At 71.9% G+C, this 20776-nt stretch carries 23 protein-coding genes; 8 read left to right on the top strand and 15 right to left on the bottom strand.

The window, feature by feature from the left end; all coding sequences use genetic code 11:
- Nucleotides 1-40 precede the first annotated feature (40 nt).
- Complete coding sequence (locus FF096_RS06940) at nt 41-382, bottom strand: YciI family protein (protein WP_155215566.1); 342 nt, start codon at nt 380-382, stop codon at nt 41-43.
- Nucleotides 383-473: 91 nt separating this feature from the next.
- Here FF096_RS06940 and FF096_RS06935 point away from each other — a divergent pair, with 91 nt between their 5' ends.
- The gene (locus FF096_RS06935) at nt 474-713 is read left to right on the top strand and encodes a DUF5522 domain-containing protein (protein ID WP_155215565.1); all 240 of its coding nucleotides are present in this window, start codon (nt 474-476) and stop codon (nt 711-713) included.
- A 30-nt stretch (nt 714-743) separates the two neighbouring features.
- Here FF096_RS06935 and FF096_RS06930 read toward each other — a convergent pair whose 3' ends face one another.
- Nucleotides 744-1433, bottom strand: a complete 690-nt coding sequence (locus FF096_RS06930) for a metal-dependent transcriptional regulator (protein WP_155215564.1) — start codon at nt 1431-1433, stop codon at nt 744-746.
- Nucleotides 1434-1532: 99 nt separating this feature from the next.
- Here FF096_RS06930 and FF096_RS06925 point away from each other — a divergent pair, with 99 nt between their 5' ends.
- The 3 genes from FF096_RS06925 (at nt 1533) to FF096_RS06915 (ending at nt 6223) form a co-directional block, all read left to right on the top strand.
- Complete coding sequence (locus FF096_RS06925; RefSeq protein WP_155215563.1) at nt 1533-2396, top strand: sulfurtransferase; 864 nt, start codon at nt 1533-1535, stop codon at nt 2394-2396.
- Between the two features lie 72 nt (nt 2397-2468).
- A complete protein-coding gene (locus FF096_RS06920) occupies nt 2469-3650 on the top strand; it encodes an acetoin utilization protein AcuC (protein WP_155215562.1) in 1182 nt (393 codons plus the stop codon).
- A 14-nt stretch (nt 3651-3664) separates the two neighbouring features.
- Nucleotides 3665-6223 carry a GNAT family N-acetyltransferase gene (locus FF096_RS06915; protein ID WP_309222822.1) on the top strand — a complete coding sequence of 853 codons (2559 nt, stop codon included), beginning with the start codon at nt 3665-3667 and terminating at the stop codon, nt 6221-6223.
- Nucleotides 6224-6280: 57 nt separating this feature from the next.
- Here FF096_RS06915 and FF096_RS06910 read toward each other — a convergent pair whose 3' ends face one another.
- From FF096_RS06910 to sigB, 4 genes are all read right to left on the bottom strand, one after another.
- Nucleotides 6281-6688 carry a VOC family protein gene (locus FF096_RS06910; protein WP_155215561.1) on the bottom strand — a complete coding sequence of 136 codons (408 nt, stop codon included), beginning with the start codon at nt 6686-6688 and terminating at the stop codon, nt 6281-6283.
- On the bottom strand, nt 6685-7176 hold the full coding sequence (locus FF096_RS06905) for an SRPBCC family protein (protein WP_309222821.1): 492 nt from the start codon (nt 7174-7176) through the stop codon (nt 6685-6687). Before FF096_RS06905 ends, FF096_RS06910 begins: the two co-directional genes overlap by 4 nt.
- On the bottom strand, nt 7173-7544 hold the full coding sequence (locus FF096_RS06900; protein ID WP_309222820.1) for a metalloregulator ArsR/SmtB family transcription factor: 372 nt from the start codon (nt 7542-7544) through the stop codon (nt 7173-7175). The genes FF096_RS06905 and FF096_RS06900 overlap by 4 nt, the downstream gene beginning before the upstream one ends.
- A 121-nt stretch (nt 7545-7665) precedes the next feature.
- A complete protein-coding gene (gene sigB, locus FF096_RS06895) occupies nt 7666-8676 on the bottom strand; it encodes an RNA polymerase sigma factor SigB (RefSeq protein WP_305070127.1) in 1011 nt (336 codons plus the stop codon).
- Nucleotides 8677-8961: 285 nt separating this feature from the next.
- Here sigB and FF096_RS06890 point away from each other — a divergent pair, with 285 nt between their 5' ends.
- Nucleotides 8962-9750 (top strand): sporulation protein, encoded by a 789-nt coding sequence (locus FF096_RS06890; protein ID WP_309222819.1) that lies wholly within the window; start codon nt 8962-8964, stop codon nt 9748-9750.
- 56 nt (nt 9751-9806) lie between these two features.
- Here the strand turns inward: FF096_RS06890 and dtd are convergent, their stop codons facing one another.
- Complete coding sequence (gene dtd, locus FF096_RS06885) at nt 9807-10229, bottom strand: D-aminoacyl-tRNA deacylase (protein WP_155215560.1); 423 nt, start codon at nt 10227-10229, stop codon at nt 9807-9809.
- The gene (locus FF096_RS06880; protein ID WP_309222818.1) at nt 10229-11713 is read right to left on the bottom strand and encodes a methyltransferase; all 1485 of its coding nucleotides are present in this window, start codon (nt 11711-11713) and stop codon (nt 10229-10231) included. Before FF096_RS06880 ends, dtd begins: the two co-directional genes overlap by 1 nt.
- A gap of 175 nt (nt 11714-11888) precedes the next feature.
- Here FF096_RS06880 and FF096_RS06875 point away from each other — a divergent pair, with 175 nt between their 5' ends.
- A complete protein-coding gene (locus FF096_RS06875; protein ID WP_155215559.1) occupies nt 11889-13109 on the top strand; it encodes a S8 family peptidase in 1221 nt (406 codons plus the stop codon).
- A gap of 122 nt (nt 13110-13231) precedes the next feature.
- Here FF096_RS06875 and FF096_RS06870 read toward each other — a convergent pair whose 3' ends face one another.
- The 3 genes from FF096_RS06870 to FF096_RS06860 form a co-directional block, all read right to left on the bottom strand.
- Complete coding sequence (locus FF096_RS06870; protein WP_155215558.1) at nt 13232-14305, bottom strand: ABC transporter ATP-binding protein; 1074 nt, start codon at nt 14303-14305, stop codon at nt 13232-13234.
- Nucleotides 14306-14380: 75 nt separating this feature from the next.
- Complete coding sequence (locus tag FF096_RS06865) at nt 14381-15889, bottom strand: ABC transporter permease (RefSeq protein WP_375335311.1); 1509 nt, start codon at nt 15887-15889, stop codon at nt 14381-14383.
- A gap of 92 nt (nt 15890-15981) precedes the next feature.
- Nucleotides 15982-17037 carry an iron ABC transporter substrate-binding protein gene (locus FF096_RS06860; RefSeq protein WP_309222817.1) on the bottom strand — a complete coding sequence of 352 codons (1056 nt, stop codon included), beginning with the start codon at nt 17035-17037 and terminating at the stop codon, nt 15982-15984.
- A 117-nt stretch (nt 17038-17154) separates the two neighbouring features.
- Here FF096_RS06860 and FF096_RS06855 point away from each other — a divergent pair, with 117 nt between their 5' ends.
- Nucleotides 17155-17727, top strand: coding sequence for an HhH-GPD-type base excision DNA repair protein (locus FF096_RS06855; RefSeq protein ID WP_155215556.1), 573 nt, complete (start codon nt 17155-17157; stop codon nt 17725-17727).
- A 72-nt stretch (nt 17728-17799) separates the two neighbouring features.
- Here FF096_RS06855 and FF096_RS06850 read toward each other — a convergent pair whose 3' ends face one another.
- Together FF096_RS06850 and FF096_RS06845 are read right to left on the bottom strand one after the other, a co-directional pair.
- Nucleotides 17800-18111 carry a hypothetical protein gene (locus tag FF096_RS06850; RefSeq protein WP_155215555.1) on the bottom strand — a complete coding sequence of 104 codons (312 nt, stop codon included), beginning with the start codon at nt 18109-18111 and terminating at the stop codon, nt 17800-17802.
- A gap of 2 nt (nt 18112-18113) precedes the next feature.
- Nucleotides 18114-18413, bottom strand: coding sequence for a hypothetical protein (locus FF096_RS06845; RefSeq protein ID WP_309222816.1), 300 nt, complete (start codon nt 18411-18413; stop codon nt 18114-18116).
- 107 nt (nt 18414-18520) lie between these two features.
- On the opposite strand from FF096_RS06845, the gene FF096_RS06840 reads away from it, so the two are divergent.
- A complete protein-coding gene (locus FF096_RS06840; RefSeq protein ID WP_309222815.1) occupies nt 18521-18883 on the top strand; it encodes a DUF3099 domain-containing protein in 363 nt (120 codons plus the stop codon).
- 11 nt (nt 18884-18894) lie between these two features.
- Here the strand turns inward: FF096_RS06840 and FF096_RS06835 are convergent, their stop codons facing one another.
- Both FF096_RS06835 and FF096_RS06830 read right to left on the bottom strand, forming a co-directional pair.
- Nucleotides 18895-19806 (bottom strand): PfkB family carbohydrate kinase, encoded by a 912-nt coding sequence (locus tag FF096_RS06835; RefSeq protein WP_309222814.1) that lies wholly within the window; start codon nt 19804-19806, stop codon nt 18895-18897.
- Nucleotides 19803-20738 (bottom strand): pseudouridine-5'-phosphate glycosidase, encoded by a 936-nt coding sequence (locus FF096_RS06830; RefSeq protein WP_309222813.1) that lies wholly within the window; start codon nt 20736-20738, stop codon nt 19803-19805. Before FF096_RS06830 ends, FF096_RS06835 begins: the two co-directional genes overlap by 4 nt.
- Between the last annotated feature and the right edge of the window lie 38 nt (nt 20739-20776).

Here is a 20776-nt window from a genome sequence, read left to right as displayed (position 1 = left end):
TCGGCGGTCGAGGGCGGCGCGACGCCGCGCCCACCGCCGTTCACTCGACGGGTGGCGTGAACAACGGTCGGACCTCCACCCCGCCGTCAATGGTGGCCGGGTTCAGTTTGGCGATCTGCACCGCAGTGTCCAGGTCCGGCGCTTCTAGGATGAAGAACCCGGCGACGACCTCCTTGGCCTCGATGAACGGGCCGTCGGTCACCAGGTCGCCGCGTACCGCGGTGGCGGTGGTGCTCGGTTGCAGGGCGAAGCCCGTCACGATCTTGCCGCCCAACTCCTCCACCTGGCCCGGGTACCGATCCAGCAGGGCGACGTAGTCGGGGGTGAGGTCCATCGGGTCGGCCGGTGCCGGCGAGAAGATGAGGACTGCGTACTGGGCCATGCGCTCTCCTTCGTCGACGTCGTCCCGCTGACCCGGCCAGGGCGTGGCCGGTGCGGATGAAGGCCAGTGAGGGAAACCTAGACTGCCCGGGATGAGCGGAGAACGACGCCCCCTGGCGGCGCGGCCCCTGACCGAGCCGCACCCGTCGCGGTTACCGCTCGACCATCCCGACCGGCAGCGCATTCTCAGCGCGCACACCGCCGCTCTGGCTGCGGGTGAGGCCGGCTACCGTGACCCGGCCACGGGACTGTTCGTCCTCACCGCCGGTTTCCTGGCGCGCCGGGGCACCTGCTGCGGCCGGGGTTGCCGACATTGCCCGTACCTGAGGTGAGCGACCGGCGCCGGGACGGTCGCTCGACGGTCAGGCGGCGGCGACGAAGACCCGGGAGGCGATCTCGCGGGGCAGCCGGATGCTCTCGCCGGAACGGTCGATCGACACGGCGTCGCGCTCCTGCGCCACGGTCACCGTCGCGCCCGGGTCGACGCCGGCCGCGTGGAGCTGCCGCAGCACCTCGGAGTCGGTCTGCACGCTCTCGCAGATCCGCCGTACGACGACCGTGCCGCTGAGGCCGGGGAAGGCCAGGTTGCGCTCGCCGTCGACCGGCTCGGGCTCGGCCTGACTGGGCGAGCCCAGTTCCTCCAGGCCCGGGATCGGGTTGCCGTACGGCGACCGAGTAGGCCGGTTGAGCAGGTCGTAGACCCGCTTCTCGACCGCGTCGCTCATCACGTGCTCCCAGCGGCAGGCCTCTTCGTGGGCCTCCTCATAGGGCATCCCGATGACGTTGACCAGCAACAGCTCGGCGAGGCGGTGCTTGCGCATCACCGAGATGGCGGTGCTGCGCCCCCGCTCGGTGAGGCTCAGGTGCCGGTCACCTTCGACGGTGAGCAGACCGTCGCGTTCCATCCGGGCGACGGTCTGACTGACTGTCGGGCCGCTCTGGCGCAACCGTTCAGCGATCCGGGCGCGCAACGGAGGCACACCCTCTTCCTCAAGTTCGAGGATCGTACGCAGGTACATTTCGGTCGTGTCGACCAGGTCGTGTGACTTCATGGTGTCAGCGGCCCTCCAGAGCTCGATGGTACCCTGCCGCACCCCCAACGTCTGTCGCTGAACCGTTGGGCATGTCACTCATGGTGTTGACTGAAGGCTATGTCCGCTACTGATGATCTTCTGGTCGAGGCCGAGCGGCTCGCCGCCGAACTGGACGGCACCAACCCGCCGACCCTGCTCGATGTCCGCTGGCGCCTGGTCGGGGCTCCCGGCCGGGACGACTATCTGGCGGGACACCTGCCGGGCGCTGTCTTCGTCGACCTGGACACCGCGCTGTGCGGCGCTCCCGGCCCGGCCGGACGACACCCGCTTCCTGACCCGGCGAAGCTGGAGGCGGCCCTGCGGGCGGCGGGGGTACGGGCCGGTCATCCGGTGGTGGTGTACGACGGCGGTGACGGGATGTCGGCGTCCCGGGCCTGGTGGACGCTGCGCTGGGCGGGGCACCGACCGGTCCGGCTGCTGCACGGCGGCTACCCGGCCTGGACGGCGGCCGGCCTGCCGGTCAGCACCGAACAACCAGATGTGACGCCGGGCGATGTGACCGTCCGACCGGGGGCACTCCCGGTGCTGGACGCCGCGTCCGCCGCCCGACTGGCCGCCGGTGACGGCGTCCTGATCGACGTGCGGGCCGCCCCTCGGTACCGGGGCGAGCACGAGCCGATCGATCCGGTCGCCGGCCACATCCCCGGCGCGGTGAACCTGCCCGCGCCCGAGTACGTCACCGAGGGCCGCTTCCCGGCCGTCGAGGAACTGCGGGGCCGGTTCGCCGCCGTCGGGGTGGCTGCCGGGACGCCGGTCGGCGCGTACTGCGGTTCCGGGGTCACCGCCGCCCAGGCCGTGTTGGCGTTGCACCTGGCCGGGCGGGAGGACGCCGCGCTCTACGTCGGCTCGTGGAGCCACTGGGTCGCCGACCCGGCCCGACCGGTGGCCACCGGCCCGACACCTGCGCCCGGCAACGGCTGAGCCCTCCGCCGCCCGACCGGGGTCCGGCCTGGTGGCCGGGCCGCCGGCCGGGCCTCGTGCGACCATGGGCAGATGTCCGACGACACGGTGGTGGTCTGGGACGAGTCGCTGCTCGCCTACGACCTCGGTGACCACCCGCTGGATCCGGTACGGGTGGAGTTGACCATCGCGCTCGCCCGGGAACTCGGCATCCTGGAACGGCCCGGGGTGCGGCTGGTGCCGCCAGCGCCCGCCGACGACGCCCTGCTCACCCGGGTGCACGACCCGCGCTACCTGGACGCGGTGCGGATCGCGCCGCGCGACCCGCTCTTCGCCGGGTTCGGTCTGGGTACGTCGGATAATCCGGTGTTCGACGGGATGCACGAGTCCAGCGCGCTGGTCGCCGGAGCGAGCGTGATCGCGGCCGAGGCGGTGTGGCGGGGAACGGCCCGTCGGGCGGTCAACGTCGCGGGTGGCCTGCACCACGCGATGCCCGCCCGCGCCGCCGGGTTCTGCGTCTACAACGATCCGGCGGTGGCCATCGCCCGGCTGCTCGACCTGGGTGCCGAGCGCATCGCCTACGTCGACGTGGACGTGCACCACGGCGACGGGGTGCAGCAGATCTTCTGGGACGACCCCCGGGTGCTCACCGTCAGCCTGCACGAGAGTCCGCTCGCCCTCTTTCCCGGCACCGGCTTCCCGGACGAGACCGGCGGCCCGAACGCCGCGGGCACCGCGGTCAACATCCCGTTGCCGCCCGGCGTCGAGGATGCCGGATGGCAGCGTGCCTTCCACGCGATCGTGCCGTCGGTGCTGCGGGCGTTCCGCCCACAACTGCTGTTCACCCAGTGCGGAGCGGACGCCCACCGCGTCGACCCGCTGGCCGACCTGCACCTGTCCGTCGACGGGCAGCGTGCCACCTACCTGGCGTTGCGGGCGCTCGCCGACGAGCTGTGCGACGGGCGGTGGGTGGCCACCGGCGGTGGCGGGTACGCCCTGGTCGAGGTGGTGCCCCGGGCCTGGACGCATCTGCTGGCGGTGGCCACCGGCGCGCCGTTGGACCCGGCGACGCTGACCCCACCGGCCTGGCGGGAACTGGCCAGGGCCCGCCGGCCCCGCTTCGACGTGCCGCTGCGGATGACCGACGACGTCGACCCGGGCTACGAGCCGTGGCAGCCCACGGGAGAGCCGAACGCGGTGGACCGGGCGATCGCGGCGACCCGGAAGGCGGTCTTCCCGCTGCTCGGCCTCGACCCGCACGATCCGCGCGACTGACTGAGCCGACCAAGGTGGACGCTCCCGAACAAGCCGTGGACGTGCTGCTCAGCGACGGCAGCACGGTCCAGTTGCGACCGATCGACCCGTCGGACGCGCCCGGGATCGTGGCGATGCACTCCCGTTTCTCCGAGCGCACCCGCTACCTGCGCTACTTCTCGCCGTACCCCCGCATTCCGGAGCGGGACCTGCACCGCTTCGTCAACGTCGACCACCACGACCGGGAGGCGTTCGTGGTACTGGCCGGCGACCGGATCGTCGCCGTCGGCCGGTACGAGCGGCTCGGGCCGCAGTCGCCCGACGCCGAGGTGGCCTTCGTCGTCGAGGACGCGTACCAGGGTCGGGGTATCGGCTCGGTGCTGATGGAGCATCTCGCGGATGCCGCCCGCCGCGCCGGGATCGTCAACTTCGTGGCCGAGGTGCTGCCGGCCAACGGTCAGATGCTGCGGGTCTTCGCCGACTTCGGCTACCAGATCCAGCGTCAGTTCGCCGACGGGGTGGTGCACCTGAGTTTCCCGATCGCGCCGACCGAGGCGACGTTGGAGGTGCAGCGCGGTCGGGAGCACCGCACCGAGGCACGGTCCATCGCCCGGCTGCTCGCCCCGCGTGGCGTCGCCGTCTACGGCGCCAGCGCCACCGGGCAGGGCGTCGGCGCGGCGGTGCTCGGGCACCTGCGCGACGGCGGATTCACCGGGTCGGTGGTGCCGGTGCACCCGAGCGCCGTGCGGGTGGCCGGGCTGCCCGCGTACCCGTCGGCGGCCGACGCCGGGCTGCCGGTCGACCTGGCGGTGGTGGCGGTACCCCCGGAGGCCGCCCCGGCGGTGGTCGCCGACGCCGCGGCGGCCGGTGTGCACGGTCTGGTGGTGATCTCCGCGGGCTTCGCCGAGGCGGGCGTCGAGGGTGCCGCCGCGCAGCGGGCCCTGGTCCGCGCGGCCCACGCCGCGGGCATGCGGGTGATCGGCCCGAACTGCCTGGGGGTGGCCAACACCGATCCGGCGGTACGCCTCAACGCCACCCTCGCCCCGCGCCTGCCGGTGCCGGGCCGGGTGGGCATCTTCAGCCAGTCCGGGGCGTTCGGCGTGGCGCTGCTGGCGGAGGCGGATCGACGCGGGCTCGGCCTGTCCAGCTTCGTCTCGGCCGGCAACCGGGCCGACGTCTCCGGTAACGACCTGTTGCAGTACTGGCAGGACGACCCCGGCACCGACGTGATCATGCTGTACCTGGAGACCTTCGGTAACCCGCGCAAGTTCGCCCGGCTGGCCCGGCGCATCGGTCGGGACAAGCCGGTGGTGGCGTTGGCCTCACCGGCTCGGCCTGCGGGGCTGGGTGGGGCCACCGGCCCGGATGCCACAGCTGTCAGCGCGTTGTTCGCCCAGTCCGGGGTGATCCGGGTGGACACCGTCGGTGAGTTGCTCGACGTCGGTGTGCTGCTGGCCAACCAGCCGCTGCCGGCCGGCAACCGGGTCGGCGTGGTCGGCAACTCCTCGGCGCTGACCGGGCTCGCGGCCACCGCCTGCGCGGCCCAGGGCCTGACCGTCGCCGCCGGCTACCCGCGCGATGTCGGGCCGAGGGCGAGCGCCGCCGAGTTCGCCGACGCGTTGGCCGCAGCCGCCACCGACGAGTCGGTCGACGCGTTGGTGGTGCTCTTCGCGCCGCCGCTGCCCGGCCAGTTCACCGGTACCGAGGCCGATTTCAGCGCCGCCCTGCCCGCCGCGCTGTCCGGCGGCAAACCGGCGGTGGCCACTTTCCTGGTCGGTTGCGCCCCGGCCGGGGTGCCGTCGTATCCGAGCGTGGAGGAGGCGGTCCGGGCGCTGTCCCGGGTCACCGCGTACGCGCAATGGCTGCGTCGGCCGACCGGAGTCGTGCCGGAACTGTCCGACGTGGACCCGGCGGCGGCGCAGGCGGCGCTGCGGGCCGATGACACCGACGTGGCGGCGTTGCTGGCCGCGTACGGCATCGACGTGGTCGAGTCGGTGCCGGTGACCTCGGTCGACGAGGCCGTCGAGGCGGCCGAACGGCTCGGGTTCCCGGTGGCGCTCAAGGCCGCCGCCCCGGGGCTGCGGCACCGACTCGACCTCGGTGCGGTACGTCTCGACCTGTCGGACGCCGCCGCCGTGCGCCGCGCCGCCACGGAGTTGGCGGTGGCCTTCGGTGCGGAGGTCCTGGTGCAGCCGATGGTGCCGCCCGGGGTGGCCTGTGTCGTGGAACTGGTCGAGGATCCGGCGTTCGGTCCGGTGGTCGGGTTCGGGCTCGGTGGGGTGGCCACGGAGTTGCTCGGCGACCGGGCGTGGCGGTCGGTGCCGTTGACCGACCGGGACGCCGCCGAGTTGGTCGACGCGCCTCGGGCCGCACCGTTGCTCCGCGGTCATCGCGGGGCCGCCCCGGTGGACCGCGCGGCCCTGGCCGACCTGCTGCTGCGGGTCGGCCGCCTCGCCGATGACCAGCCCCGGGTACGGGCGTTGACGCTGAATCCGGTGCTCGCCCGGCCGGACGGCCTGTCCGTGTTGCACGCGAACGTCCGGGTCGGCTCGGCCGCCGTGCCCCGCCCCGACACCGGCCCCCGCCGCTTGTGAAAGGAAGGGCCCCTTCCTAACGCCTCGTGTATAGGAAGGGGCCCTTCCTTTCACCCTCTACCGGCGGGAAGAGATCTGCTGCACCGCCCAGGCGTTGCCGTCGGGGTCGTCGAAGAAGACGAAGCCGACGTTGTCCAGCGGATCCGGCACCGGGCTCCGGTTCTCACCGAGCACCTGGATCTCGCTCACCTCGACGCCTCGTTCGAGCAGCTCGGCGCGAGCCTTGGCAAGGTCCGGTACGACGAGTTGCAGGCCCTTCAACGACCCGGGCGGCATGTGCGGCACCACACCCGTGCCGATGACGACCGAGCAACCCGATCCGGGTGGGGTCAACTGCACGATGCGCGCGCCGTCGCCGACCACTGTGTCGTGGTCGACGACGAAGCCGAGCTGGTCGGTGTAGAACGCCTTGGCCCGGTCCACATCGGAGACCGGTACGACCACCACTTCCAACGTCCAGTTCATTCCTGTCCTCCTGTCCGTGTCGCCAGCAGCGCGGCGAGTCGGGTGTAGCTCTCGGTGATTCCTCGGGTCATCGGGTACCGCAGGGCGGTGGCGCGTCCCTCGGGGGTGGCGTAGCGCAGGGTGGTGGTGACGGTGGTCTTTCCGGCGAGTTCGGTGAACGTGTGCCGGATCAGCGTCTCGCCGGGGTAGGACTGATCGTCGAAGCGTTCGGTGCAGACGAGTTCGTGCGGCGCGACGATCGTCCGGTAGACGCCACGCTGGACCATCCGTTGCCCGTCGGGGCCCTGCGACTCGAACCGCCAGTGACCACCCACCCGCAGGTCCACCGCGCACTCGACCAGTTGCCAGCCGCGTGCGCCGTACCAACGCACGAGCAGGTCAGGGCGGGTGAAGGCGGCGAACACGAGGTGTGCCGGTGCGTCGAAGACGCGGCTCAGCACGATGTCCCGATCGCCTGGCGTGTCGACCACCAGGTGGTCGTCGATCACGGGTTCGCCCTGCCGTCGGCGGTGCCCGGGATGCCCTGCCCGTCCTCGGTCGAGCGCAACTCGTCGAGCAGGGCGTCCAGTCGCTGGTAGCGCTCGGCCCAGTGGTCGCGGTACGCGGCGAGCCAGGCGGTGGCCTCCCGCAGTGGCGCGGCCTCGAGACGGCAGGGGCGTCGTTGGGCGTCCCGCCCCCGGCTGACCAGCCCGGCGCGTTCCAGCACCCGCAGGTGCTTGGAGACGGCCGGTTGGCTCATCGCGAAGGGCGCGGCGAGTTCGGTCACGGTGGCCTCGCCCGCCGCCAGCCGGGCGAGGATGGCCCGCCGGGTGGGGTCGGCGAGGGCGGCGAAGGTGGCGTCCAAGTCAGTGGGCACGGTAGATAACCTCTCGGTTCAATAACCGATTGGTTTCTACCGGGTGGTGCGGGCGTCGTCAAGCACCAGGCACGCATCGGCCCCGGCGGGTACCGCCGGGGCCGATGATCGAACGCTCAGCTCAGCAGGCGTACGCCTCCAACCGCTGGGCGCGCTCGGGCGCCCGCAGCTTCAGCAGCGTCACCTTCTCGATCTGCCGGATCCGCTCACGGGAGAGGCCGAACTCCCGACCGACCTCGTCCAGGGTGCGCTGGCGGCCGTCGTCGAGGCCGAACCGCAGCCGGATGACGGCCTGCTCGCGCTGCGAGAGCGTGGCCAACACGATGCTCACCTCGTTACGCAGCTCGCCCTGGGCTGCCGCGTCGCCGGGCCCGGCGGCCGGGTCGACGGCGGCGACGAAGTCACCGAGGGCGCTCTCACCGTCCTCGCCGACAGCCTGGTCCAGACTCACCGGCTCCCGGTCGTACGAGATCAGCTCGATCACCTGGATCTCGGGCACGTCGAGCACCTTGGCCACCTCGGCGACGGTGGGCTCCCGACCCAGCGACACCGCCAGCTCGCGCCGGGCGCGGACCATCCGGTTCACCTGCTCGACCATGTGGACCGGGATGCGGATGGTGCGGGCCTGGTCTGCCATGGCGCGGGTGATGGCCTGGCGGATCCACCAGGTGGCGTAGGTGGAGAACTTGTAGCCCTTGGTGTAGTCGAATTTCTCGACGGCGCGGATGAGGCCGAGGTTGCCTTCCTGGATGAGGTCGAGGAAGGCCATGCCACGGCCGGTGTAGCGCTTGGCAATGCTGACCACCAGGCGCAGATTCGCCTCCAGCAGGTGGTCTTTCGCGGCCCGGCCCTGTCGTGCGATCAGTTCCAGGTCGGCGCGCAACTCTGCGGAAACCGGGACGCAGGTGTTCAGTTTCTCCTCGGCGAACAGGCCGGCCTCGATGCGCTTGGCCAGGTCCACCTCCTGCACCGCGGTGAGCAGCTTCGTCCGACCGATGCCGTTCAAATATGCCCGGACCAGATCGGTGGAGACACCGCGTTCGTCGGTGGCGTCCAGATCGGTCAGGGTGTCGACGCCGTACTCCGCGTTGGTGCCGGCGTTCGTCCGGTACTCCGTCATCTGCTGAGCCATCTCAGTCTCTCCCCGTGTCCACGTCCATGCCGTGTCCGCCCGGCCAGTTGCGCCGGTGACAAACAGCTTGGCGTTCGGGGCGTAAAACGGGAGTGAGGCGATCGGGGAACCGACAGTCTTTGCGAGACGATCGGACACTGGCGGTGGTCTTTGCGTCAGCATTCGGTGACGTGGTTGGTTTGGCGGTTCGTCGATGTCGGCTTGTCGACGCCGATTACCGTGCCACCGGTCGGCCGTGGGGCCGGCGTAACCGCCCGATGCGGGCGACGAACGACGGAGGCAGAAGTGGTCTTCAAACGGCTCATGCAGGCGATGGGAGTTGGCGGCCCGTCAGTGGAGACGGTGCTGTCGAATCCGAACTGCCGGCCGGGGGGCCATCTGGAGGGCACCATCGCGGTCACCGGCGGCGACCACGGGGTCGACGTGACCTACGTCGCCCTGGGGCTGCTCACCCGGGTGGAGGTGGAGAGCGGCGACAACGAGTACGTCACCAACCAGGAGTTCCAGCGCCAGCAGGTCACCGGCGCGTTCCGGCTGGAGGCGGGGCAGCGCTACGACATCCCGTTCCGGTTCGAGGTGCCGTGGGAGACGCCGCTCACCGAGATGTACGGGCAACATCTGCACGGGATGACGATGGGTCTGCGTACCGAGTTGGAGGTGGCCCGCGCGGTCGACAAGGGTGACCTGGACGCGGTGGCGGTGCATCCGCTGCCTGCCCAGGAGCAGCTGTTGGAGGCGCTGCTGCGGCTCGGTTTCCGGTTCTCGCGAGCCGACGTGGAGCGTGGCCACATCTACGGTGTCCACCAGAAGTTGCCGTTCTACCAGGAAATCGAGTTCTACCCGCCGCCGCAGTACGCGGGCGCGATGAACCAACTGGAGGTCACCTTCGTCACCGACCCCCGGCAGGTGCAGGTGGTGCTGGAACTGGACAAGCGCGGCGGGTTGTTCACCGAGGGCCGCGACGTCTTCGGTCGCTTCGCCGTGGAGCACGCCTCGGCGGCGAACACCGACTGGGCCGCCCAGCTCGACAGCTGGCTGCGGCAGTCGCTGCAACGCCGGGGCCTCTTCGGCTGAACCCCGCGCCCGGCACACAGTGGTCGGTGCCGGTCACTGACCTGTGTCCGGTGGCCTCACAGGTCGAGGAGGATGGTTCGGGGGCCGATGTTCACGCTCTCCACCAGCATGTGCGCGCGGAACCGGCCGGTGGCGACCGTCGCGCCGCGCCGGCGCAGCTCCCGGACCACCTCCTCGATCAGCGGCTCCGCCACCTCCGCCGGCGCGGCCGCGGTCCAGGTCGGCCGACGACCCTTGCGGGCATCGCCGTAGAGGGTGAACTGACTGACCACCAGGATCGGCGCGGCGACGTCCGCCGCCGATCGCTCGCCGTCGAGGATGCGTAACTCGTGCACCTTGCGGGCCATCGTCCGGGCGATCTCCGGGGTGTCGGTGTGGGTCACTCCGAGCAACACCAGCAACCCGTCGTCGACCGCGCCGACCACCTCGCCGTCGACGGTCACGCTGGCCCGACCGACGGTCTGCACCACCGCCCGCATCAGGTCACCACCGGCGTGACGAAACCCCGCTCCACCAGGTGCGCCACGATCGGCCCGGCCGCCTCGGCCAGTTCCTCCGTGGTCACGTCGTGGGCGGCGGCGAGCAGCGCCAGCTGGTCCCGCAGCGGCAACCGGCCGTCGGCCCCGCCCACCAGGGCCAGCACCAGCGGGTCGATCTCCTCGCTCCAACGCAGCCCGTCGGGCATGGCGAGGACCTGCCGTTCCACCGCCCAACCGTCGGATCCCATCGTCGCCTCCTGACGTAGTTGGAGCCCGTCGGCGGCCTGGTAACGCGCGGCCAACAGACCGTCGGTGTCCCGCCCGCGCAGCCAGTCCTGCCGGTCGAACCACTCGGCGATCCGATCACCCATCGGCGGCTGTACGCGTTGGCGCAGGTCCTCCACCCGCAGCACCGGGTCGTCGTGGTCGCTACGGCGCAGCGAGACGATGCCGAAGCCGATCGCCTCCACCTTGTGCGCGTCGAACCAGTCGAGCCACTCGGCCATCCGTTGCGGGTCGGCGGCCTCACCGACGTCGGTCAGCCACAGGTGGACGTACGCCATCGGGTCGGCGACCTCGCGCTGGATGACCCAGGCGTCCAGGCCGGTGCCGTCGAACCAGCCGGCGACCCGCTCGCCCCAGTCCTCGCCGGTCACGTGCACCCAGTTGGCGAGGTACTGCATGGTGCCGCCCTCGGTGAGCAGCCCCGGTGCGGCGGCGGCCAGCTCGGCGCCGATCGCGTCGCCGACCCGGCCGGAGTCGCGGTAGACGTGCGTGGTGGTGCCGGGCCCGACCACGAAGGGCGGGTTGCTCACCACGAGGTCGAACCGGCGGCCGGCGACCGGAGCCACCATGTCACCGTGCAGCAGTTCCCAGTCCTGGCCGTTGAGGGCGGCGGTGGTGGCGGCGAAGCGCAGCGCGCGTCGGGACACGTCGGTGGCGGTGACCTGCCGGGCGTGAGTGCCCAGGTGCAGCGCCTGCACACCGGATCCGGTGCCCAGGTCCAGCGCGGTGTCGACCGGCCGTCGTAGCGCGGCGCCGATCATCGTCTGCGTCGCCCCGCCGATGCCGAGCACGTGTTCGGCGTGCAGTGGACGGCCGGGGCGGGCGCTGGCCGGCACGTCCGCGAGGACCCACCAGTCGTCGCCGTACGGCTCCAGGTCGAGTCCCATCCGCAGCCCGTCGTCGTGCCGTTCGACGAGTCCGGCGGCGAGCGCGTCGGACAGTGGCAGCGGAGCCAGTGCGGCGGCGACCGCCTCCTCCGGCTCGGTCTGCTCACAGATGAACACCCGGATCAGGGTGGCGAGGGGATCCCGGTCGGCGGTGGCCCGCAGCGCGGCCCGGAAGTCGTTGCGGGCGACCCCGCCGGTCGCCTGCGCGCCGAGCCGCGCGGCGATGCCGTTGGCGGTGAAGTCGGCTCGCGTCAACGCGGTCCGTAACGCGTCGACTCCGGCGGGGGAGAGCAGCATGTCGTGTCCGTCCACACCGTCATCCTGCCTGGTGGCGACGGGGTGACGGGCATCGGCCGTGACATTGAAAACCAATCGACGAACATCCCTGTCATATTCATCGATCTAGCGCTAGCATCTCTCCAACTCAGTCCAGGGTGCGGACCGCCCGGCCAGAAGCCCGGTCGGCCGCCCAGGTAAGGGAGGCACCATGTCCTCAGGGTCTACCGCGCGACGGCAGTTCATCCGGGCGCTCGCCGTCGTCGCCACCGCGGCGGCCGTCTCGGCGGCCGGCACCACCGCGGCCGTCGCCGCACCCACCGGGGAAATCCTCGGGGCCGGCGCGTCGAACGCGGTCAGCGGGAGCTACCTCGTCGTCCTGAACACCGACGCCGTCGGTGCCGCCGGGTCGTCGAAGGCCCGCTCCGCCGTTCCGGACCGGGCGAAGACCCTGGTCAAGCGGTACGGGGGCACCGTCTCCGACACCTACAGCGCCGCGCTGACCGGCTTCGCGGCCAAGATGACCGCCACCCAGGCGGCGCGGCTCGCGGCCAACCCGGCGGTGGCCTACGTGGAGCAGGACCAGGTGGTCAGCATCCAGGCGACCCAGACCAACGCCCCCTGGGGCCTGGACCGGATCGACCAGCGGAACCGGCCGCTGAACGGCACCTTCACCTACCCGAACACCGCCTCGAACGTGCGGGCGTACATCATCGACACGGGCATCCGGACCAGCCACAACCAGTTCGGCGGCCGGGCCACCTGGGGCACCAACACGGTGGACCGCAACAACACCGACTGCAACGGTCACGGCACCCACGTCGCCGGCACCGTCGGTGGCTCGACGTACGGCGTGGCCAAGGGTGTCCGTCTGATCGCGGTGAAGGTGCTCAACTGCTCCGGCGGCGGTACCACCACCAGCGTGGTCAACGGCGTGAACTGGGTGACCGCCAACGCGGTGAAGCCGGCCGTGGCGAACATGAGCCTCGGCGGCGGCGCCAGCACCTCCATCGACAACGCCGTGCGCAACTCGATCGCCTCGGGCGTCACCTACGCCGTCGCGGCGGGCAACTCCAGCGCCAACGCCTGCAACTACTCGCCGGCCCGGACCTCGACCGCGATCACCGTCGGCTCGACCACCAACACCGACGCCCGCTCCTCGTTCTCCAACTACGGCTCGTGCGTGCACATCTTCGCGCCGGGTTCGAGCATCGCGTCGGCCTGGCACACCAGCAACACCGCGACCAACACGATCAGCGGTACCTCGATGGCCTCGCCGCACGTGGCCGGTGCCGCCGCCCTCGTGCTCGGCGCCAACCCCTCCTACTCGCCCGCCCAGGTCAAGAGCTACCTGGTCAACAACGCCACCACCGGTGTGGTGTCCAACCCGGGCAGCGGCTCCCCGAACCGCCTGCTGTTCGTGGTCAACTGACCTGACCTGACCTGACCTGACGTGAACCGGCCCGGCGGACGATCCACACCGATCCGCCGGGCCGCTTCGCGTCGTCGCCGCGCGGGGGCGCCGCTGCGGTGACCCCGGCCTCGCCCGGGTCCTCACCCGGCCAGGCGCACCGGGGCGGGAGATGGACGGCCGGGGGCCGGGTCGGTCGGGAAGGCCCGAGCCGCACCCTCCACGCGTACCGTCACCTGGCTTCCCAGGGCCACGGCGGCATCGCCGTCGAGGATTCGCGCGGTGATCCGGGTACCGTCGGGCAGCCCGAGACCGACCAGCGCGTCGTGACCGTGGAAGTCGTGGCGAAGGACGGTCGCGGCGACACCGCCGGTGCCCGTCGTCAGGCGGACCTGCTCGGGACGTACCAGTGCGGTGACCGGACCGTCGGGCACCGCACCGGCGAGCGGCACCTCACCCAGCGCGGTCCGCGCGACGCCCTGCTCGACGACCGCCGGCAGCAGCACCGCGTCGCCGACGAACTCGGCCACCCAGAGGTTGACCGGCTCGCGGTACACCGAGGCCGGTGCGGCGGCCTGGACCACTCTCCCCTCGCGGAGCACCACCACCTGGTCGGCGACCGACAGCGCCTCACCCTGGTCGTGGGTGACGAGCACACCGGTCGCGCCGTCGGCGCGCAGCGCGTCGCGGACGTCGTGGCGCAGCCCCGCGCGCAGGCCCGCGTCGAGGGCGCTGAACGGCTCGTCCAACAGCACCACCGCCGGCCGGGGCGCCAGGGCGCGGGCGACCGCCACCCGCTGCTGCTGCCCGCCGGAGAGCTGATGCGGCATCCGGTCGCCGAGCCCGGCCAGCCCGACGAGGGTCAGCACCTCCTCGACCCGGTCCGACCGTCGGGCCGCCCGGTCGAGGCCGTAGCCGACGTTGTCCGCCACGCTCAGGTGCGGGAAGAGGGCACCCTCCTGCGGCACCACCGCGATGTTGCGTCGGTGCGCCGGTAGGTGTCGTCCGCCGCCCGCCACCAGCGCGCCGTCGATGCGAATCTCCCCGGCGTCCAGCCGCTCGAAACCGGCCAGGCAGCGCAGCAGGGTGGTCTTTCCGCAACCGGACGGGCCGAGGACGGCGGTCAGTTGGCCCGACGGTACGGTCAGGTCCACCCCGGCGAGGGCGGACACTCGGCCGTACCGCTTGATCACGCCACTGACCACGACCTCACTCATGTCGGCCTCCACTTCGCTACGTTCCGACCCGGGACGGCGGCACGCTGTGCCGACGGTTCGCTGGCTGGTGTGCGGTCATGGCCGCTCCTCCCGGTCGAGCAGCCCGCTGCGGGCGACCAGCCACCAGGTGGGCAGGGCCGAGACCACCACCAACAGCACGGCATAGGGTGCCGCCGCCGCGTAGGCGCCGACCGCCGTGCTGGTCCACAACTCGGTGGCCAGGGTGTCCGTGCCGGTGGGACGCAGCAGCAGGGTGGCGGGAAGCTCCTTCATGCCGGTGAGGAACACCAGCGCCGCACCGGCGCCGATGCCCGGCAGGATCAGCGGCAGGGTCACCGTCCGCAGGACCGTCCACGGCCCGCGACCGAGTGAGCGCGCCACCTCCTCCAGCCGGGCGGGGGACTGGGCGGCGGCGCTGGCCACCGCGCCGACCGCCAGCGGCAGGAACAGCGTGGCGTACGCCAGGGCCAGCAGCCACCGGGTCTGGTAGAGCGGATACGCCACGTTGATCCCGAAGAAGATCAGGGAGAGCCCGACGACCACACCGGGCAGCGCGTAACCGAGGTACGCCAACCGGTCCAGCGCGGTCGTCAGCGGGCCCGGCGCACGGGCCGCGAGCAGGCCGAGGGGCAGCGCCAGCAGCATGGTCAACGCGGCACCGGCCAGCGACACGGTCAGCGAGTTCCCGGCGGCGGTGAGCACCTCGGGCAGCGCCCCCGGGCGGGACGTGCCGGCGACGAGCCGCCGCCCCAGACTGACCGCCGGCACACCCAGCGCCAGTACGGCGACAGCGAGCAGAGCGGCGATGGCCGGCCAGCGCGCCGGACCGAGCGACAACCGGGGCACCGGGCGACGCGCGCCGGAAAGTCGTGCGTACTGGGCTCCGCGACGGCGGGTGGCGGTCTCGCCGGCCAGCAGCAGCACGGTCAGCGCGACCAGCACGCTGGAGAGCACCAACGCCCCGGTGCGGTCGAAGCCCAGTTCGAGGGCGACGAAGATGGCTCGGGTGAAGGTCTCCGCGCGCAGGATGGAAACCGCGCCGAAGTCGGAGAGCACGTACAGCGCGACCAGCAACGCCCCGGCGGCGGTGGCGGGCCGGATCTGTCGCAGCGTGACGGCGGTGAAGGTGCGCCATCCACCGCGTCCCAGGGACCGGGACACCTCCTCCTGCGCGGGATCCGCCCCGCGTAGCGCGGCGGCCACCGGCAGCAGCACGTATGGATAGGAACAGAGGGTGAGGACCAGGGCCGCCGGCCAGAAGCCCTCCAGCCGGGGAGCGGCCGAGACCCAGGCGAACGCGGCGATGTAGGTGGGGACCGCCAGCGGTAGCGCTGCCAGCACGGCGAACAGCCGCCGTGCGGGAAGGTCGGTACGGGTGACCAGGAAGGCGGTGCCGACGCCGAGCAGTACGCAGGCGATCGTGACCACGCCGGCCAACCCGAGACTGCGTAGGGCGAGTAGACCGACCCGCTCGGTCCAGAGTTCGGCGACGATGCGGTCCCCGCCGGCCTCGGCGGTGCGTACCCCGAGGTAGGCGAGCGGGATCAGGGCCACCGCCACGGCGGCGGTGGAGGCGGCCAACAGCGCGGGGCGGGGGGCCAGCCGTGGTAGCCGGCCGGAGACGACCGACAGGGCCGACCGGATACCGGGCGGCCCTGCGGTGGTCGGCGGAGTGGTCAGGGGACCAGCCCCGAATTCTTGATCATGGTCACGGTGGCGTCCAGCGTGTCGAGGTCGTTCAGGTCGACCTCGGGCACGGACAGGTCGGCCAGCGGCGGCACGTACGCCGGACCCGGCACACCGGAGATCACCGGGTACTCGAACGTCTGCTCGGCGAAGTAGGTCTGCGACTCCGTGCTGAGCAGGAAGTCCACGAACTGCTGCACGTCCGGGTCGGTGGCGGCACCCTTGAGCACGCCCACGCCCGCCACGTTGACCAGGGCGCCGGTGTCGCCGCCGGGGAAGAAGTGCAGCTTGGCCTTGAGCTGCTCCGGGGTGGTGCCCTGCTCCTTGGCGAGCTCACCGAGGTAGTAGTGGTTGACCAGGCCGACCGCCACGACGCCGTTGTTCACGTCTTCGACGATCTTGCCGTTGCCGTCGCGGATCTGCGGATCGTTGGCCCGGAGCCCGGCCAGGAACTCCTCCGCCCGGGCGTCACCGTGCTGCACCCGGATCGCGGTGACGAACGCCTGGAACGAGGCGTTGGTCGGGGCCACCGCGACCTTGCCCTTCCAGGCCGGATCGACCAGGTCGAAGACGGACCTGGGCAACTGGTCGGCCGGGACCAGATCGGGGTTGTAGATCAGGACCCGCGCTCGGGCGCTCACGCCGACCCACTCGCCGGAGCCCGCCCGGTAGGTCTGCGGCACCTGGGACGTGGTCGCCTCGGGCAGCGTGCTGAACATCCCCCGCTTGGCGACGGTGCCGAGGGCGCCTGCGTCCTGCGCGAAGAACACGTCGGCCGGGGACTTGTCGCCCTCTTCGACGAGTTGGGCGGCGAGCTGCGCGGTGCTGGCGTACCGCGGCTGCACGGTGATGCCGGTCTGCGCGGTGAACTTCTCCAGCAGTGGCGCGACCAGCTTCTCACTGCGTCCGCTGTAGACGGTGATCTGCTTGTCGCCCTTGTCGTCGGATCCGGCATTCTCGTCCCCGCCCGAACCACAGGCGGCCAAGCCGAGAACGAGCAGGCTGGCGGTGAGCAAAGCGCCTGTGGCGCGATGGGTGACTGGCACGGTGAACCCCTCTTCCGGTCAAGACGACCGACGGGAAGTTAGCACAGGCTTACCTAACTTGTCATCGTGTGAGTGGCGGATCACGCCCCACCCCCCGCGACCAGGCAGGATGTGGGCATGACACTCGTACTGCCCATCGACCCGGAGGCGAACCGACTACTGACCCGCGACCCGTTGGCCCTGCTGATCGGCATGGTGCTCGACCAGCAGGTCTCGATGGAGAAGGCGTTCTCCTCGCCTTACGTGCTGGCCGAGCGGCTCGGCCACGACCTGGACGCCCGGGAATTGGCCGAGTTCGACCCGGAAGCCCTGGTGGCGATCTTCGCCCGACCGCCCGCGTTGCACCGGTTCCCCAAGGCGATGGCGGCCCGCGTACAGCAGGTCTGTCGGGTGTTGGTCGAGCGCTACGACGGCGACGCCGCCCACCTGTGGGCGGACCTGGAGGACGGCCGTGACCTGCTCAAGCGGGTCACCGCCCTGCCCGGATTCGGTCGGCAGAAGGCACAGATCTTCGTCGCGCTGCTCGGCAAGCGCTTCGACGTGCGACCGCCGGGCTGGCGGGAGGCGGCCGGCGACTACGGCGATCCGGATGCCCACCGGTCCGTCGCCGATGTCACCGATGCCGAGTCACTGCGCCTGGTTCGGGAGTACAAACAGCAGATGAAGGCGGCGAAGGCGAGCGCGGGCTGACCCGCCACCGCATCAGGTCCGAGCATGCCAGCTGGCGATCCACGCAGGTCGGTGTGCGGGACCGGCGTCAGGTCAGGCGGCGCTCGGGTGGGCGAGGGAGGCGATCGCCCGCCGGACGTCGGCCAGCGAGACGGTCGCCGAGTCGTCCAGGTCGGCCAAGCCCGCCTCGATCCACTGCCGCATCAACGTCGTCACGCCGATGCCTCGGGCGTCGGCGGCGGCCCGGACCCGTTCGTACGTCTCCAGGGGCAGCCGGACCGACCGGCTGACCATCGGAGTCTCGGTGTCGGGGACCGGCAACTCCACCGCCTGACTCTCGTCGATCAGATCGGCGATCCGGTCGCCGCCGCCGTGGAACTGCTTGGTCGCGTCGTGACGGTTCATCGTCACCGCCTCCTCGTCTCCGGAGATTTCCGCACGGCCTCGTCGTAGCGTTTGGCCTCGACGTCGCTCAACTCGCGGGCGGCGAGCACGTCCCAGTCGTTGTCGACGCCGTCGGCCTCGGCGAGCAGCACGGCCACCCGGCGGCCACGGGCGGTGGGGGCGTAGACCACCATCACGTCGTCACCGAGATGGCGCATCACCCGCCGGTCGCTGTGCAGCGCCTCCCAGACTTCCCCCGGCGTGACGTCGTAGACCCGCAGATTGGCCAACGCCTCGTCGGTGAAGCTGAACCTGCTGCCCACGCGGCGAGCGTACCACGCACGTAACACGAATCCCCCGTCGACGAATTTCGTCGCTCACCCGGTGTGGGTGACAGGATGGGGGTGACCCCTCCGGAGGAGGTAACACGGTGAAGCGTCAGGCGTACCAGCCGATCCTCATCACCGACGCCTCGCGCAGCCAGGACGATCAGTTGACCAGTCGGCAGCGGCGTTACGTCGTGATGATGGGTGTCCGCGTCGCCTGCGTGATCGCCGGTGCCGTCCTGGTCGGCGTGGGAGCACCCATGCTCTGGCTCTGGCTGCCCCTGGTCGCGCTGGGCAGCGTGCTCATCCCGTGGCTCGCGGTGCTGCTGGCCAACGACCGGCCACCCAAGGAGCAGCACCGCCTGGCGAACCGCTTCTCGGCACGATCGGCCACCGAGGCGGCGCCGCCCCCGATGAGCCTCAGCGCCGAGGAGCGGCCACACAAGATCATCGACGCCGAGCCCTGACCGTCGGCAGCTCAGCGAGCCGGTCGGGCACCGACCTGCGTCACCGCCGCGGCACCGAGATCCGCCGCCCGGGCCAGGGCCGCCGCCGGCGTCGCCCCGGATAGCCAGGCGGCCAGCAGGCCCGCCGCGAAGGCGTCACCGGCTCCGGTCACGTCTCGCACCGTCACCCGGTGGGCCGGTGAGGTGATGATCGCGGCGTCCCGGTCGACCCAGATCGCACCGGCAGAGCCGCGCTTGACCACCACGCGACGAGCCGTGGCGACCAGCGCCCGCCCCTGCGCCGCCGGTTCGAGCCCCCCGGCCAGCACCGTGGCCTCGTCGACGTTGACCAGCAGCAGGTCGACCTCGCGTACCCACTCCAGGAACGCCGCCGTCCCGGCCGCCCGCAGCGGTGCCGCCGAGGCCGCGTCGACGCTGGTGGTGAGCCCGCGCTCGCGAGCGCCGGCCAGCGCCCGCAGACCGGCTGGTCGCGACTGCGCGTCCAACAGGGTGTACCCGGACAGGTGCAGGTGCGTCGCGTCCGGTGTACCGGCCAGCGCCGCTTCCACGTGCCCGGGACTCAGCCGTACGTTGGCCCCACGCTCGGTGACCATCGTCCGTTCGTCACCGGCGGCCAGCACGATCACCGTGCCGGTGGCGGCTCCGGCGACCCGCTCCACCGCGCAGTCGACGCCGGCGGCAGCCAGCTCCGCCACCCGGTCATTCCCGGCGACATCATCGCCGACCGCCCCCACCAGGGTCACCGGTACGCCCTGGGCAGCCAGCCAGGACGCGGTGTTGGCCGCCTGCCCGCCACCGGTGGACCTGATCGCCGCCGAGGTGTCGGAACCGGGCGCCAACGGTCCGGCGAGCACCGCCACCACGTCGGTGACCACGTCGCCGACGACCAGCACCCGGCCGGTGCCGCCGTGGCGTGCGTTCACGCCGACGGGTCGGCCCGGCGCTGGGCGGCGGCGACCGCGATCCGGGCGGCAAGATCGGCGTTGCGCAGAATGATCCGGACGTTGACCGCCAGGCTGGCACCCGCCGTGGCGGAGTGGAAATGCGCCAGCAGGTACGGCGTGACGGCCTTGCCGGTCACCCCGTCGCGCTCCAGCAGGGCCAGGCCCTCGGCGAGGGTGAGGTCGTGCAGATCCGGGTCGAGCTGCTCGTCCGGAGGGAGCGGGTTGGCGACGATCAGCCCGCCGTGGTGCGCGCGGTGCTGCTCGCGGGCGGCCAGCACGTCGGCGATCTGCTCCGGGGAGTCGACCGACCAGTCGAGGTCGAAGCCGCCGTCGGTGATGAAGAAGCCCGGGAACCGGCGGGTCCGGTAGCCGACCACGGCCACTCCGAGGGTCTCCAGCCGTTCCAGCGTGGCACCCACGTCGAGGATCGACTTGACCCCGGCGCAGACCACCGCGATCGGGGTACGGGCCAGGGTGACCAGGTCGGCCGACTCGTCGAAGGTCTGCGCCGCCTCACGGTGCACCCCGCCCAGCCCGCCGGTGGCGAACACGCCGATGCCCGCCGCGGCGGCCACGGCACTGGTCGCGGCCACGGTGGTGGCACCGTCCGCACCGGTCGCGGCAGCCACCGCGAGATCGCGTACGGAGAGTTTGGTCACACCGTCGGCGGTGGCCAGTCGGGTCAGCTCGTCGTCATCGAGCCCCACCACGAGTTCCCCGGCGACCATGCCGATGGTGGCCGGGACCGCGCCCGCGTCCCGGACGGCCTGTTCGATCTCCCGGGCGACCCGAAGATTGTCCGGCCGGGGGAGGCCGTGCGAGACGATCGTGCTCTCCAGAGCGACCACAGGGCCCTGCTCGCGCAGCGCTCGGGCCACCTCGGTGCCGTAGCGAAGATGAAAGTCGGTCACAACCGCTCACCGTACGCCCGCCACACGGGTCACCTCAG

It is taken from the genome of Micromonospora sp. CP22, from assembly GCF_009712475.1.
In the GTDB taxonomy this organism is placed as follows: Bacteria; Actinomycetota; Actinomycetes; order Mycobacteriales; family Micromonosporaceae; genus Micromonospora.
The sequence above is the reverse complement of the archived record's forward strand: the minus strand, read 5'-3'. Positions and strand labels throughout refer to the sequence as shown.